This is a genomic window from Proteus sp. G2618 (assembly GCF_009915995.1).
In the GTDB taxonomy this organism is placed as follows: domain Bacteria; phylum Pseudomonadota; class Gammaproteobacteria; order Enterobacterales; family Enterobacteriaceae; genus Proteus; species Proteus terrae.
Map to the genome: position 1 here is coordinate 1 of NZ_JAABNI010000003.1, position 15,091 is coordinate 15,091.

Below are 15,091 nucleotides of genomic sequence, written 5' to 3' on the forward strand. Positions count from 1 at the left end.
GACCGTACCGCCAATACTGCCATACCCTTCATTAATCGAAAAACCGGTAATACTGTATTGAGTATGGTTATAGCCTTGAAGTCCTGCTCCCAAGAGGGCGTTTTCTGGTTTTGCGCCCCAGGAGCCCGCATTGGCACAACCGGAAAGTAACAGAGAAATGATCAAGAGCGTGGCAAGTTTAGGGTAAGTTTGCCAAATGGTTATTTTTGAGGACATACGGTGGGCTCCTTCATATTATGGGGTTCATTAATCGGGTATTCAGGATCACCATAGCTATAGCAAGAAGTGGTAATTTTCACCTCATTACAAGGTAAAAAATGAACATCGACACCACACACTTCTTTATCATATTGTGGGATTGGCACCCAAGCTTCATGACTGGAGGTATTATCGCGTAGCTTTTGTTTCCACTGATGATAGGCTTCTACTTCGTCAAAGTCAGGTGCCGGGAAAGGTAAGTTATTTCTATCCACTTTTTTCCATTGGATATGCGCCATTAAATTAGGACGCCATTTTTCGGGGATCATCACACAACAGACGGTTCCGCCAATACTGCCGTAACCCCCATTAATTGAAAAACCTGAAATTTCAAATTGAGTATGGTTATAGCCTTGAAGACCTGCTCCCAAGAGGGAGTTTTCCGTTTTTGTGCCCCAAGAGCCCGCATTAGCACAACCGGAAAGTAACAGAGAAGAGGCGAGAACTAATAATATTATTTTTAATTTAATCATTTTATCCACTTTATTTTTATAAAATAAGAATGACATATAAATAATTAATTTATGATTTGATACTTATATTAGAAAGTGAACTTACTAAAGTACAACCACAAGCACAATGGTGCCCTTCTAATGCAACTGCTCTTTTATTTATTGTTGAATTTTTTGCGCCTTCAATAATTCTATTTTCACCATGCTTATTACAAATAACCTTATCGCCAACACAAGCAACAGACTTTCCATATGCTAAATAGCTTCCTGTAATCACTTTTCCACCATAAGGATTTAAAGTATCTCCGACTCTAATTATTTTTTTCATTTTATGTTCTTTTTAAGCGTGAATTTTAAAAATAGTAATCTGAGTGGGTTAATTATTAGAATAGTATTTGCGAACATATTCTTCTATTGTACCCAAATGGTCACTATTATTGGCTTGAATAGCAAGAGCATATAGATGGTTGAAATTTTCTTCTTGAGTTATCGATGTGTTATTAAATTCAGAATATGCTCTTAATTCCTCTGCATCACTTATACAGCCAATTTTATTAATTTGTTCATCGTTAAATTGCATTGTTGGAAAAGACTTATCTTCAATCTCTGGATGATAACTCCCTAATAACCAACTCATATCATTGTCTCTATCTAGCCAGCCCCAAATAAAAGTAATATCAGTGAATCTTTTTTTTTGCTCAGGAGTGAGAATATCTTTTACTAGTGTTGGAAATACCCGTGTATCATAAAAGCGAAGCAAGCAAGATTTAAAGCCCCATTCAATTTCTGCAAGAGAAAGTAGAAATGTAGATAACATATTAAATGGAAGAGGAGATGATGTTATTAATAATCGAGGCTCTGAATAAAGTAATTCAAATAGTTCTTCTAATAAGATTAAATGTGTACTTTTATTCCACTCAATACGAATAAGTAGAGGAGCTTGTTCTAAAAAACCTTCTTCCGGCATATTAGTGAAAAGCGAAAACCATCTAATATCATTATCCATCTTGATTAAAGCTGGAACGATGGGATTTTCTAACCCAGCTTGGTCAATAACAATATCGAGATAATCTAGATGTGTTTTTTCTGAGATCAATTTTAATTGTTCTATCCATTGATCCGTTATTTCTTTTGATGGGGATTGTAATGTATTATTCACGGATAGCGACTCCCATAGCATTTTCTTGGGCTTTCTTTAAACACTCTTTACAAACAGATTGAGGAAGGTCTGGTAATGGGAAATCTTCACTCGCTGGCTCACTCCAAATATGTTGCCCTTTGAGGCTTAAACGACTCGGTGTATGAATTTCAATTTGGCCATCAGGCATTATTTTAATATATCCACCGCCACAGCCTAAAGTAATTCCATTTTTAGCAGTTAATTGAATATGACCTTGAGTTGATTGTACCGTAATATCTTTAAGTGCCGTTGCTTCGAAGATATCGCCATGTGATTCTAATTCAAAAGGTCCTTTTCCAGAGACAATGCGTATTCCTTCTTTTTGAGACAACATCGAGATTTGTTGATATGCATTTACTGCTATTTTCTGTGTACTTGATAGGTGCATTTCACCTTTTGTTTGAGCATAGAGTGCTTCAACACTTTGCATAAGTAGTGTTTCATTGGTAACAATACCTATTCCTTCTGGTGCATGCATTAAAATAGAAGGTGATGCTAGTTTATCGGTGTTTTTTAAAAGATTATCTAACCCTTCTTTTTCTGGTTGGAGATTGTGATGTGCTTGTGTGATTTCTCTACAATCATCTAACTGACTTATTGCTCCCTTGACTAAAGATATTGCAGGGTCCATTGCCAGCACTTCACCACCTGCTTTGGTTTGATTATCTGCACTAATAAACAATCCTTTACCTGCTCTTATTGCTCCCCAACTATCAGTGCGTAACTCAAAACCTTCACCACGTTTATCACGATTGGCATCGACAATATGACCTAAGCTTAATTGAGATTTACCCCCATATTCGGTACTGAGTTTAATATGCTCTTCACCGCGTTTATCTTCCATTCGCAGCTTATTATTTGCAGGAGTACGAATAACGTTACGTGTATTGTTTCTATCCGTTACATGATCGGGATGGCGCGAATCATGCAATGCATGGGCGATATAAGGTCGGTCTGGGTCGCCTTCATGAAAGGCGATAGCGACTTCAGTACCTTGAATTAACGGAAAATGCATCCCGTAAGTGTCACCGGCATAAGGTTTTGCCAAACGTACTGGCATACTTTCATAACCCATGGGTTTTTCATCACGGTCAGCATCAAATTTTACCCAATAAAAACCGTGTTCATTTTGGTGGGCGTAAATATCGTTATCTTTTGCACTCGTAATACGCGCAGTCAGTGTGCCTGTAATAATTGGACGAGGTTTAACAACTGGACGCCAACAAAGTGTTTCACTGTAAGGAATGGCATTAAACCACACTTGTAGTGCTTTTTCTCGACCACCACTAAAGCGTAGACGAGTGATTAAAATCGGTGATTGAAACACAGACGGTAATGATGAAGGTATTGCGTTATCAGTGATAGAAAGCACTTGGAGTGGTGATAAAAAGTCGGCATTACTTTCACCTTTTAAGCGCGTTTGTCGAGTGAGAAAACGTTCATGATCGAGTCTTGCCCAAAAGTTGGCAGTTTCTGCTTCAGGGGTGAGTTTATCGCCACGGGCAAGATGTCTTGCTTGGTAATGATAAACTTCACCATAGTGAACTTCATCCCCTTCACCACGCGTCATATCGGTGACTGCTGAGATCAAGGTGTCTTGTGCTTGACGATGGTTATAATCTTTGGTGAATACATTCTGTTCGACCACTTGATGGTGTAATGATAATCCCCATACGCTTTCTTGGTGGTTATCATTCATGCCCGATGGGCTATTTAAAGGCAGTGTTTTATCAAAAGTGTAAGCACTTTGGCGATCGGCAAAACGGATGACTTCAGTTTGTGTTTGGTCTTGCAAATAGAATGAGTAAAAAATACCAACTTCACTTAATAGTCGTTCTATAAATTGACGATCACTTTCATTGTATTGATTAATTTGCTCGCGTTTGGGATAGTCATTTTTAAGTGTAAATTCAAACTCCCAATCTTTAAAATTATGCTCACGTAAAATTTGGCTTACAACATCGGGCACAGATTGATTGAGGAAAAATCGATGAGAGCGGATTTGATGACGTAATAATGCAAAGACAGGCTCAATAACGAGTTGATAACGCGCTTCATCCACCGAACCTGATAAACGCCGAAATTGTGTGATAACACCATGAACGTGTTTGGTGATAGGCTCTTGCGTTGCCAAGTCGGTAATACTGTTAATTGGCGGTGTAAAAGATAGCGTTGCACTACGGCGCAAGAGTTGTTGTGGCTGTAAATCTTGAGCTTGGCAAGTAAAGGTAATTTGATAATGGTAGGTATCACTTATTGCTTCGCGTCCAGTGAAGTGTTCTACATCAAATAAAACATCACATCCTTGTACATTAAGATGATAGCGATTTTGTCCAATCAGTGTATTTTTTACGAGATCAATTATGTTCATTCTCAATCTCCAGTTGTTTATCTAATATCTGTTTTTTTGTTGGCAACTCATCACTAAAACTCAATGTAATACCTTCTTCTTCATTAAAACCTAAAATTACATACTGTGATTTTTCAGCATTGGCTTGGCGTAAAAGGAGCTGCTGGCTAAGAATAGGGAGAATTTGTTGATTAAGCAGGCTATCGATATTTCGCGCACCTGTGTCTGGTAATAAACAGGCATCTACAATGGTGTCGTAAAGGGTTTCTTCGACAATACCTGTTAATCGATAGTGAGTGTAAAGTCGCTTGATCACATTTTGTAATTTCATCTCAACAATAATGCGTAGTGCCGTTGCATCAAGGGGACGGTAAATTAATGTTTGGAAACGAGCCAGTAGTGCAGGTTGAAAATGATCACGTAAAATAGGGCGCAGTGTTTCTTGTAAATCGCTATCTGTACTTAATGGTGACTCTTCCAGTTGTTGCATTAAATAATCACTGCCTAAATTTGCGGTCATTAAAATAACGGTATTACGAAAATCAATTTCACGACCTTCACCATCACGCATAAAGCCTCTATCAAATACTTGATAGAAAAGATTGAGAACATCGCGATGTGCTTTTTCAACTTCATCTAATAACACAATGCTATAAGGGCGTTTTCTTACTGCTTCGGTTAATACACCACCTTGACCGTATCCAACATAACCTGGAGGCGAGCCTTTTAATTGACTGACAGTATGTGCTTCTTGATATTCAGACATATTGATAGTAATTAGGGATTTTTGACCACCAAACAGACATTCCGCCAGCGCAATGGCGGATTCTGTTTTACCTACACCACTTGGACCCACTAATAAAAATACGCCTTGAGGGCCGTTTTCAGACACTAATCCTGTTCTAGATGCACGTAGACGTTGTGCTAACGCGAGTAAAGCACTGTCTTGTCCAACAACATATTTTGATAAGTTACTTTCTAGCTCTAATAGGCCGATTTGTTCATCTTTAAGAAGACTTGAAAGTGGAACACCTGTCCAATCGGCAATAACCGTTGCTACTGTGCGAACGTCTACATCAGGGTTTAAAAGTGGTGCTTCTTGTTGTAATTGTGAGAGTTGTTGCTGTAACTGTGCCGATGTTTCGGTATTTTCGGGATCTTGTCTGCTTTCAATTAGCTGATAGATAATCTCTTTTTCTTGCTCAAAACGCTGTTCTAAGGATTCAAGTTGAAGTGCTAGTTGGGCATCTTGAGAAGATAAATCAGATAACTTGGTTTGATTGGTTAAATTACCAATAGTGATGTCATCAAGTATCGCTTTTTGTTCTAGTTCAAGCGCATAGCGCTTGGCTTTAATGCGAGTGAGTTCTTCAGGTAAGGTATCTAAACTCATTCGAATACGCGCACTGGCAGTATCAAGTAAATCCACCGCTTTATCAGGAAGTTGGCGACCAGTTAAATAACGGCGAGATAAAGTGACTGCAGCTTTTACTGCATCATCAGTAATGTGTACGCCATGATATTTGGCATAACGAGATTTTAATCCTCGTAACATTAAAAAGGCTTTTTCATCATCAGGCTCGTCAACTTTAACGATTTGAAAACGACGTTCTAATGCAGCATCACGTTCAAAATATTGTTTGTATTCAGACCAAGTGGTTGCGGCGATAGTTCGTAGTTCACCGCGAGCCAATGCGGGTTTTAATAAGTTAGCTGCATCAGCACCACCGGCTTGATTACCTGCACCAATAATTGTATGCGCTTCATCGATAAAAAGTAGAATTGGTGTGGGTGATTGTTGAACGGCATCGATAACATTTTTTAAACGCTGTTCAAACTCACCTTTTACTCCCGCCCCCGCTTGTAATAGACCTAAATCTAGAGTGCGTAATGAGGTGGTTTGTAAACTGATAGGAACATTTTTTTCTGCTATACGTAACGCTAATCCTTCAACAAGTGCAGTTTTACCTACACCAGGCTCACCAACAAGAATGGGGTTATTTTTACGACGGCGAGAGAGAATATCGACCATTTGACGAATTTCATCATCTCGACCAAATACAGGATCAATTTCACCCAGTCGTGCTTTTTCTGTCACATCAAGAGTGAATTTATTTAATACTGCCTGTAATGCGTCACTAAGAGTGTGACCAATAATGGCGTTATCTGTTGTTGAAGATGGCGCATTGGTTTCATTATGTTGTTTAAGAGGAGCTTCAGGTAAATGATTATGTGAAGCCAATTGTTGAACTTCTGGTCTTTCATCGGATTGGGCATCAAGTAGAGGTCTTAATCGTTGTAGTTGTGTCTCACCTAATGTCATTAAAGGCCAAAGTGCGTCGAGTGGAATTAATGCTGGCTGTTTGGTCATAGTATGCAATAAGTGCACACTGCGGATCTGCTCGATATCTTCATCAAGAGAAGCAATGACCCATGCATTTTTAATTAATTCTAATAAGGGTTTGGATAATTGAGGGCGGCTACGTACAGAGCGGGGCAATTTATCAATTGCATCAAGTAAGCTTTGCCAAAGTGCAGATAAATCCCATTCGTAGCGACGTGCTAATACAGTGATATCACTTTCGCCAAGTTCTAGAATTTTTAATAGCCAGTGTTCAATAGTCACTTCTGCATGGGCACGGGTTTGGCATAATGAGGCCGCCGCTTCTAGCGCTTTTGCACAATAAGGATTTAACCGACGCAATAGCATGACAGATTGATTTTCCATATTTTCTCCCAGTAATGAAGTCCCTATTGAGGGAATTTAGGTACGCTACCGCCCTTAGCCGTAGACCGAGGCTCATAAGGTATACTCGTCATATTTCAAGTTGTAACGTTGTTGACTATGCTCACTCGCACTAGCCACATACTCCAGCTCCTCGTCATATTTCAAGTTGTAGCGTTGTTGACTATGCTCACTCGCACTAGCCACATACTTTTGTATGTTCCTAGCGGCTCATTCCTTTGTCGCCTAGCTACACCTTGAACTATTTAGAGTATTTGCTCGTTGTGCTTCAAATAGTGTTATTACAATAGTTTGCTGTTAAAACAGGCGGTTAACCGCCTGTTTATTTTTTGTTTTACGCAGTAGCGCGTTCATTCCATGAATCTGAATGAATGATATTTCCGTCTTTGTAAGTCCAAGTGATTTTTTCGTAACGCAATTCAACTTCTTCAAGGTGATTGTGTTTTTCTTTAGTCGGATCTTTGATGTTGTGCATCTTAGGAGCCACTTTGACTACCTTGACGTTTTCAAGCGTAGTGTTGAAATATTCAACTTCTTGGCCTGCATCATCGATGCGATACCATTTAAACTCTGCTTTTTTCAAGGTCTGCCCAGTTGTAACTGCCTTGTATAAATACGGGCTGGAAGCATCAATTTCTTTTACGAAAATAAATGGAGTATGGATACGTGTACCAGTTAATTTGCCAGTATTGTTATCTGTTGGAATGTACAAGTTGTGATCTTGAGCGACGACTTCGATACTACCTTCACGATCTTGAACATTAACAGAGCCTTTGATATCCGCATTACCGTCATCTTTTAACCAGAGGTATACAGGAATAGCCATAATTACATCTCCTTTCTAGGGTTTAGTTGCCACCATCCTTCAGTGGCGTAAGGTCATCAGCTAATACCTGACAAGCATCGGCTTGAGGTATCAGGCGAATTTCAACTCGACGATTACGAGCCCGACCATCGAGTGTTGAATTGTCTGCAACAGGCTGATGCTGACCATATCCTTGCACTGCAAAGCAAGATGGTGCGATATCACTGGTTTTGATCATCCAATCACGCACGGCTTCAGCTCGTTTAAGAGAAAGTTTTTGGTTTAAATCAGGATTACCGGTGTTGTCGGTGTAGCCTGAAATGACAATTAACCAACCCGGTTTGGCTTTTATATTGATAAGCGCATCAACAAGTACTTTGGTGGCCTCATTTTTTAATTCGTATTGACCAGATGCGAAGAGGGCAAGGCTATCTAACGTCACCATTTCAGGAACTTCTTGCACGATGATAGGAGCTGGTGGCAGTGGTGGAGCCCATGAACTAAGCAAGGCGTGCAAGTAAGGTAAGATGTTATTGCCTTGATATAACGCTAAAGAGTAGCGAGCAGGAATACCTTCTCTTTGCCAATGAGAGAGAAACGTTGCATCTGAAAGTAACTGTTGATAAGCCACTTTTTTAGGTTCTAAATTCTCATCAGTAATACTTTTAAAGTGGTTGATATCATGACTGTTATCGTAAATTAATTGCTTGTTGTGATGGTAGCTACCTGAGAGAGCACCAATAAGAAATAACCCACAAATTACGCCAACAACACCAAAGGTAGTTTCTATTTTTAGTAAATTGATATCGTGAGAGAGTTTATTAATCACAATGTCCGGTAGCGGTAATTCGTCGCTGTTATTTGATGCATTGGTAATAGTCGGAGATAACGTAGTTTTGTGGTGAATAAATTGAGCCCAGCTGTTATCTGAAATGTTAGGTACGGTCGTAAATTGCATCGCCCAAGCAACAGGAATAAGGCTTGGAGCACCAGATTGAGCAACAGTGAGCAAAGGAATAAATTCACTTTTTAACCAAGCAAGTAATTGATCAAGCCAAAGTGCCATAGTGAGTTGGTTTTCGGTTTGTTCAGTATTTTGTGACAACCATGTTGAAACAGGTTGTGTCGCTAAATTATCAGAGATAACCAGTAATTCTGGTTGGTCACTTAAATAGGTTATCCATGGTGTAGTGTCATCAAAATGTGAATTGAGGTAATTAACTGGGGAGTTAAGATAAAGCGTCACCCAAAAAGGTAATGTTTTACCTACTTTTTTATTGCTTTCATGAATAGCGCGACGCCAATTAAGTATTTCTTGAGTCACTTCTTCTTGTTGTAATAGTTGTTCAGGTAATAAAGCGTATAACAGTGACAATCGGCGTAATTGTAAGGGAGCAATATCAACAATATGTTGAGTGATGTTGATCAAATCGATAGGAGAAGAGGCGCAAATATACCAACCTTTAGCTGTCTCTCGATAGGTTTGATTTTCATGAAAAAGAGCTTGTGATTGACCACAAACAATAATAACTGCACCTTGATAATTATCAGGAGGGAGCTGGTTTGTAAGTGCATCTTTAAGGTAAGGAGTACTTTTTTGTTGGCGGAAAAACCAAACCCACAAAGTCAGTGTGACGATACAAATAAATGCCGTCAGAAAAAAGGAGATCTCTTTACCAAAAGACCAAAATCCCCAAAGCAACCACAATAATAAGCTTGCTGAAAACAATGTAATACACTGTTTTATCCTGTTTTTTTGCATCACTTTCCTTGAATTACCCATTGTTGAAGTAAATTTTCTAATGACACAGAAAAGCCCCACCAGAGCATTGCAATCACCACAATTCCCCCAAACCAACCTAGCCAATAAATATGGCGGCGATTCATTCGATGCTTGGGTTTCATCACTAAAGGTAAATCACTTGATAGTGCATAGGCGGGAAGTTGGGTGTTAAGTAACTCAATTATTTGCTCTCGCTCTGGAGCATCGGTTTGGCGATATTTGCCGACAAAACCAAGCGTAATAACACGATGAAAACAGATAAGCACATCATGGTTTGGTGCGGGTTCATTTAATAGATCACGTAACCTATCCCATAGTTTGTCACCAGCTTCTAACGTATTGAAATACTTGGCTTGTAATGGGGATTGTATCCACTGTAAATAGCCATCATCACGCTCAGTTCGGTTCATCACACTTTCATCAATTAAGGCACACTGTGCATAAAGCATGTTTTCAATGGCGGATTGGGAATAGCCTTTTTCTACGAGCTGTTGGCGTGTTTTATCAATATGTTCACAGACGCGCCGATAGAAAGCTTTACCATCAGTAATTTCGGCACCTTGACGCAGCTGGCATACCATTAACCAAGTATCAGCAAAAAGCATATCAACCATGTTATTTTTAGCTGTTCTTGTATTCGTTATCATGAGCGAAGCACCGCAAAAAGTTCGAGTTGAATTTCACCTAATGTTCCCGGTACATAAAAGGCACAATGACCTGAAGACAACATGGCTTGACCTGCAGGATTATTAAGTTCAAGCGCAAAATAGTGATTTTCTAAACGCAGTGGAATAGCAGCAGGAACATGTGTTAACGGTTGTAGTGGAATACCGTTAAGTGCAACGTTAACCACACTAGCAACATCGTCATTACTGCCTGCTTTACAAAGCAATGGAAATTGCGTGATCAATAAATGAGCTGGTAATGCAGAACGTACGGAAAGATAGAAATCAGCGTCTTCGCGTAAGCGAGGATCATGCAATTCACCACGCCAGAAAGGTCCTTCTTTATCAAGGGCAATACTAATCACACGTGAAGGTAAACTCGCTTCTAATAGGGTATTAAGTAAGCTAAATAAAGGTGGAAAAACTTGTTCAGGGAATGAGTGTTGATAAAGAGGGATATCACCATTTTCATGATCGAGTGAAAATGTCAGTAGTGCACCCGCTAAACGTACTAATTCACGATAAAGAAGTTCAGGGTGGCGACCCATTGATGAGAGTAATTCGCTTAATACTGGTTCAGCGCTATTAATCGCATTGAGTAGCCAAAAAAGCGAGACATCAGCAACCGCAAAATCTGCCATTTGCTCATTATTTTCTCGACGCATAGTCATTAGGCGACGGCGCTTTGCGACTAAGCGATGCATGAATTCTGAAAACAATATGGTTAATTCATGGCTCGCACTACAACTTAATAATGGTGGAATAAAATGCTTATCTATTTCCCATGCACCTTGTGCATTGCGAATTAATCGAGACACCGGACAAGTCATATATGCGCTATTTTCTTCATGGGCATAACGCAAAGTAATACTGTGGCGTAATACAGCGATGTCCGTTTGTTCTTGCCCAATCAAATCTTGTACTTTCATCCACTCTTGATAGAACTGTTGTGGTCTATCAGAGCGTCCCTCTTGCATAAGGTTGCCACCATTGGCTTGCAATAAAGGTAATGCAAGAACGATATCAAGTGCTTGATGTTGAGAGTAATGGCTGAGTTCATTGACTGGCGGTAAATTGTCAGCCAGTGTCGTATCGATTAGTGTTCCATCAGGAAAACGCACAATTAATTTTTGTGCGCTAAGGCGTGAAATAGTTAAAGCACTTTCATCAAATTCAGCACAAATCACGCCCCATGTTGATGCAATCGTCATATTGGCGATAGTGCTAATGAGATAGCTATCCCATCTTGCTTGTTGTTGAAATTGCTGAGGAGCCAAAAAGGCCCCATCACTCCAGAGGGGGCGGTATATTTTCATCCGTGCTTCACCTTATGCTTTCGCTTTTGGCATTTGAGATACTAACGAGAGATCAACATCCATTCCTTCCACTTGGAAGTGAGGAACGGCATACAGTTTCACTCTGAAAAACCCTGGATTATCTTCAATATCTTCTACAACCACTTTGGCATCGCGAAGTGGGTGAGAAGCTTGTAAATCATCACTTGGATCAGTCATTTCAGTAACTAAACTACGAACCCAATTGTTTAATTCGAGCTCTAATAAGCGACGATCTTTTGTGGTACCGATGTTTTCACGCTGAATTAATTTCAGATAATGAGCAATTCGTGAAAGGAGGAAGATATAAGGTAAACGAGCATTGATACGGCTATTTGCAGTTGCATCAGCGGTATCATAAATAGCGGGTTTCTGCGCAGAGTTTGCTGAGAAGAAACAAGAGTAATCACGGTTTTTGTAGTAGGACAAAGGAATAAAACCGAGATTAGCAAATTCAAATTCTCGAGTTTCAGGGATCATGACTTCAGATGGAATTTTGACCTGACTTCCTGTTCCTAAATCATAAAGATGAATAGGTAAATCTTTTACAGCGCCGCCAGCCTGAGGACCACGAATTTGTACGCACCAACCATTATTAATAAAGCTTTTAACCATATTGGCAGCAAAAGCAAAGGTTGCATTTGTCCACAAATATTTCTCATGATCTGGGCCTTTTACTTCTTCAATATAGTTAAAACTGCGTACAGGAACGGTTTCTGGGCCATAAGGTAGGCGACCTAAAACGCGGGGCATTGTTAAGCCAATATAGCGGGCATCGTCAGAGTCGCGGAAAGATTTCCATTTGATATATTCAGCACGGTCAAAGTAGTTGCTGATGTCTTTAATGGCAGCGACTTCTTCCATAGAGTCTTTACCAAAAAATGCAGGGCCAACAGAGCCAACAAATGGCATGTGAGCAGATGCTGATATTTTTGCAATATTGCGTAATAGTGCAATATCTTGTGGACTACGATCAAACTCATAATTAGAGATAATCGCGGCAATAGGTTCACCACCAGGGGTGTCATATTCTTCGATATATGTATGGTGATAAAGGCCACTTTGAATAGTTTCAGGGCAATCTTCAAAATCTTGGCGTAAATCGTCTTTGGCGACATCAAGTAATTCGATTTTTACATTTTGGCGAAAATCAGTGCGATCCACTAAGAATTTTAGTCCACGCCATGCTGATTCTATTTTTTGGAAATCGGCATGATGCATGACTTCATCAAGTTGCTCACTAATTTGTCTATCTAAATCTGCAATATGGTGATCAAGTAGATTTCTATCTAAACGTTCAATTCTTTGACCCGAAGATTTCAATCGGTCGAGAAAAACTTGAACAGCGACAGTAACGCGCTCATTTGCTGTTGTATCTGCCAGAGCACTATTGTCTTGGAAGATATTAATATCACTCACCTGAGAAACGGGTGTGAGGTTGATTTTCTCAAAGAGTGAGGCGTAAACACCGCTATTGGCGGGCTCATCAAGTACAGTTGTTGTACTTTTCGAAATACTTTCGCTATTAACTGACATAAGCATAATCCTGTAATGATAAAACCCAATTAGTCTTTTTTCGGTGCGAGTTGAGATAACTCTTCGCGTAATTCATCACTTAATGCAGGATCTTTAAGGATATTTTCGAGTTCACGGCGAAAAGTGATGTTATCAAGGAGGTTAGATTTCAAATCACGTAAGAGATTACGCATTGCTAACATGGCGCGAAGTTGCGGTATTTGGCGAGCAACTTGTTCTGGTTCAAAGTCTGTCATCTCTTTAAATGACAGATTGATACTTTCCTCACTACCATCATTAGCTAATGTGTTTTTTACAGTAAGGTTGACGGAAGGGGAAAATTCAGTAAGAACGCTGTTGAAGTTATTTTTATTAATGTTGACCTTTTCCCTTTCTGAAAGAACGCGTTTATCCTTTCCGTTGCTGTAATCACCAATGGCCAATAGTTTTAAAGGCAGCTCAACTTTTTTCTGTGCACCACCTGTATGTAAGTCGAGTTTTATATTTACCCGCGCTTTAGGAACTTCATTTTGAAAACTATCTGACATAATAAAATCCTTATATTAAACGAATAAAGGATCTCTTGAGAGTGGGAATATTAAGTAATTTCACTACCAAGAAATTTATCTTAAGGTATTCTTTTTATATTCAATAAAATTAAATAAATCAATTTATCTTAATGTTTTTAAGAAGTATCTCTAAAATTAAAATGAAATAGAAAGAAAGAGTATTAAGAATTATTAGAGATATATTCTATATAAATATCAGAATATGATTTTTATATTGTATTTTATTTGAATATTCGATGGTATATTCCTATATTGAGTCGTTTTAGTTATCTTGGTTAGTATATGTACATAGCAATACATCTTATTGATAACAATTAGGTATAATGACTCGTGTTACTTTATTTGTGTGCGGATAATAAAAAAAGGAAATAAAGAAATAGAAATGAAGAAAGTGAATTAAAATAAGCGTAATATTTTACACTTATTATTTTATAGTGATTAGTGCTTATTTTATTAAGTATAAACAACCAAAATAAAAAGTTTTTACTTGTATTATTATTAAAATATATTGACCTCGAATTGTTACTGTTTTATCTGTTTTTTATAATAAATAACTATTTTTATAAACATAAATTAAAATTATTCATTTAATTTTTTATTTCTGATTTATAAAATTAAAAATAATTTATCAATCTCTTTATGACAGTATTTTCTGCCATAAATTGAAACAAAATAAGTGTTAATAATCTTTTTTTGATTAATTAACGTACAGTTTTTTTTATGTATGCATAGAGAGAAAGAAGCAGAGAATAATTAATGACTAGATTAGTGTTTATAGTGTTATAGACAATGGCTTTGATAGGTATAAAAAAGGGGAGTTAATCCCCTTTATATCGTTAATAATTAATTTAGCTATTTTAGGTAGTCTAATGGCCAGTGTTTAAAATAAATATGATTAGCTTGCCAGTCTACTTTTTCTGTATTGTCGCTTAATAAATGGCGAGCTACGGTAAAGGCAAATTCAAAACTTACGCCTAATCCTTTTGCACTGATAAATTTACCATCTACAACAACATCTTGATCAAGATAATTGCCATCGTCATATTTATCTGCCAATTTATCGCCTGTGCTGTAATTACGACCTTCAAGAAGATGATGTGCTGCTAATACTTTTGCTCCAGAAGAGCATAACGCACAAATATATTTATCTTCGGCAATATGACGTTTAATAAATTGAATAACATGCTCGTTAGCGCATAAACGATCGGTGCCTTTAGGGCCACCCGGCATCATTATTGCGTCATAGCTGTGTGTCATTTTTTCAGTTAATAGAAAATCAGCACTGATTTTAGTTTCAAAATAAGTATTTAATACCAAGGTATCCATGCAAGAAAGCACATCAACATGAATATCAAGACGGCGCATGATATCAATAAAAACAACAGCTTCACCTTCTTCAAATCCATCAGCTAATAAAACGGCAACCTGTTTCAT

13 protein-coding genes are annotated in these 15,091 nt (G+C 38.4%); all 13 read right to left on the minus strand.

The features are described 5' to 3' along the window. Positions 1-216, minus strand: a 216-nt coding sequence (locus tag GWJ01_RS00625) for a hypothetical protein (protein WP_202611060.1), incomplete at its 3' end; no start/stop codon positions are given. Continuing rightward, positions 201-731 carry a DUF3304 domain-containing protein gene (locus GWJ01_RS00630; protein WP_161710576.1) on the minus strand — a complete coding sequence of 177 codons (531 nt, stop codon included), beginning with the start codon at positions 729-731 and terminating at the stop codon, positions 201-203. The genes GWJ01_RS00625 and GWJ01_RS00630, both read right to left, overlap by 16 nt. 49 nt (positions 732-780) lie before the next feature. After that, complete coding sequence (locus tag GWJ01_RS00635) at positions 781-1,038, minus strand: PAAR domain-containing protein (RefSeq protein ID WP_109401495.1); 258 nt, start codon at positions 1,036-1,038, stop codon at positions 781-783. A gap of 48 nt (positions 1,039-1,086) precedes the next feature. Beyond that, entirely contained in the window at positions 1,087-1,869 is a 783-nt protein-coding gene (locus GWJ01_RS00640; RefSeq protein WP_161710577.1) for a DUF4123 domain-containing protein, read from the minus strand. Further along, on the minus strand, positions 1,862-4,261 hold the full coding sequence (locus GWJ01_RS00645; protein ID WP_161710578.1) for a type VI secretion system Vgr family protein: 2,400 nt from the start codon (positions 4,259-4,261) through the stop codon (positions 1,862-1,864). The genes GWJ01_RS00640 and GWJ01_RS00645 overlap by 8 nt, the downstream gene beginning before the upstream one ends. Beyond that, complete coding sequence (tssH, locus tag GWJ01_RS00650) at positions 4,248-6,968, minus strand: type VI secretion system ATPase TssH (protein ID WP_161710579.1); 2,721 nt, start codon at positions 6,966-6,968, stop codon at positions 4,248-4,250. The genes GWJ01_RS00645 and tssH overlap by 14 nt, the downstream gene beginning before the upstream one ends. Positions 6,969-7,320: 352 nt before the next feature. After that, positions 7,321-7,812, minus strand: coding sequence for an Hcp family type VI secretion system effector (locus tag GWJ01_RS00655; RefSeq protein ID WP_023583757.1), 492 nt, complete (start codon positions 7,810-7,812; stop codon positions 7,321-7,323). 22 nt (positions 7,813-7,834) lie between these two features. Further along, complete coding sequence (locus GWJ01_RS00660; RefSeq protein ID WP_231135737.1) at positions 7,835-9,553, minus strand: OmpA family protein; 1,719 nt, start codon at positions 9,551-9,553, stop codon at positions 7,835-7,837. Next, complete coding sequence (tssL, locus tag GWJ01_RS00665) at positions 9,553-10,221, minus strand: type VI secretion system protein TssL, short form (protein ID WP_109401504.1); 669 nt, start codon at positions 10,219-10,221, stop codon at positions 9,553-9,555. Before tssL ends, GWJ01_RS00660 begins: the two co-directional genes overlap by 1 nt. Next, entirely contained in the window at positions 10,218-11,555 is a 1,338-nt protein-coding gene (tssK, locus tag GWJ01_RS00670) for a type VI secretion system baseplate subunit TssK (protein ID WP_109401505.1), read from the minus strand. Before tssK ends, tssL begins: the two co-directional genes overlap by 4 nt. Positions 11,556-11,567: 12 nt before the next feature. Next, complete coding sequence (gene tssC / locus GWJ01_RS00675; protein WP_109392811.1) at positions 11,568-13,115, minus strand: type VI secretion system contractile sheath large subunit; 1,548 nt, start codon at positions 13,113-13,115, stop codon at positions 11,568-11,570. Between the two features lie 23 nt (positions 13,116-13,138). Then, positions 13,139-13,636 (minus strand): type VI secretion system contractile sheath small subunit, encoded by a 498-nt coding sequence (gene tssB / locus GWJ01_RS00680; protein ID WP_088494861.1) that lies wholly within the window; start codon positions 13,634-13,636, stop codon positions 13,139-13,141. An 873-nt stretch (positions 13,637-14,509) separates the two neighbouring features. Then, positions 14,510-15,091 (minus strand): DJ-1/PfpI family protein, encoded by a 582-nt coding sequence (locus GWJ01_RS00685; protein WP_109392812.1) that lies wholly within the window; start codon positions 15,089-15,091, stop codon positions 14,510-14,512.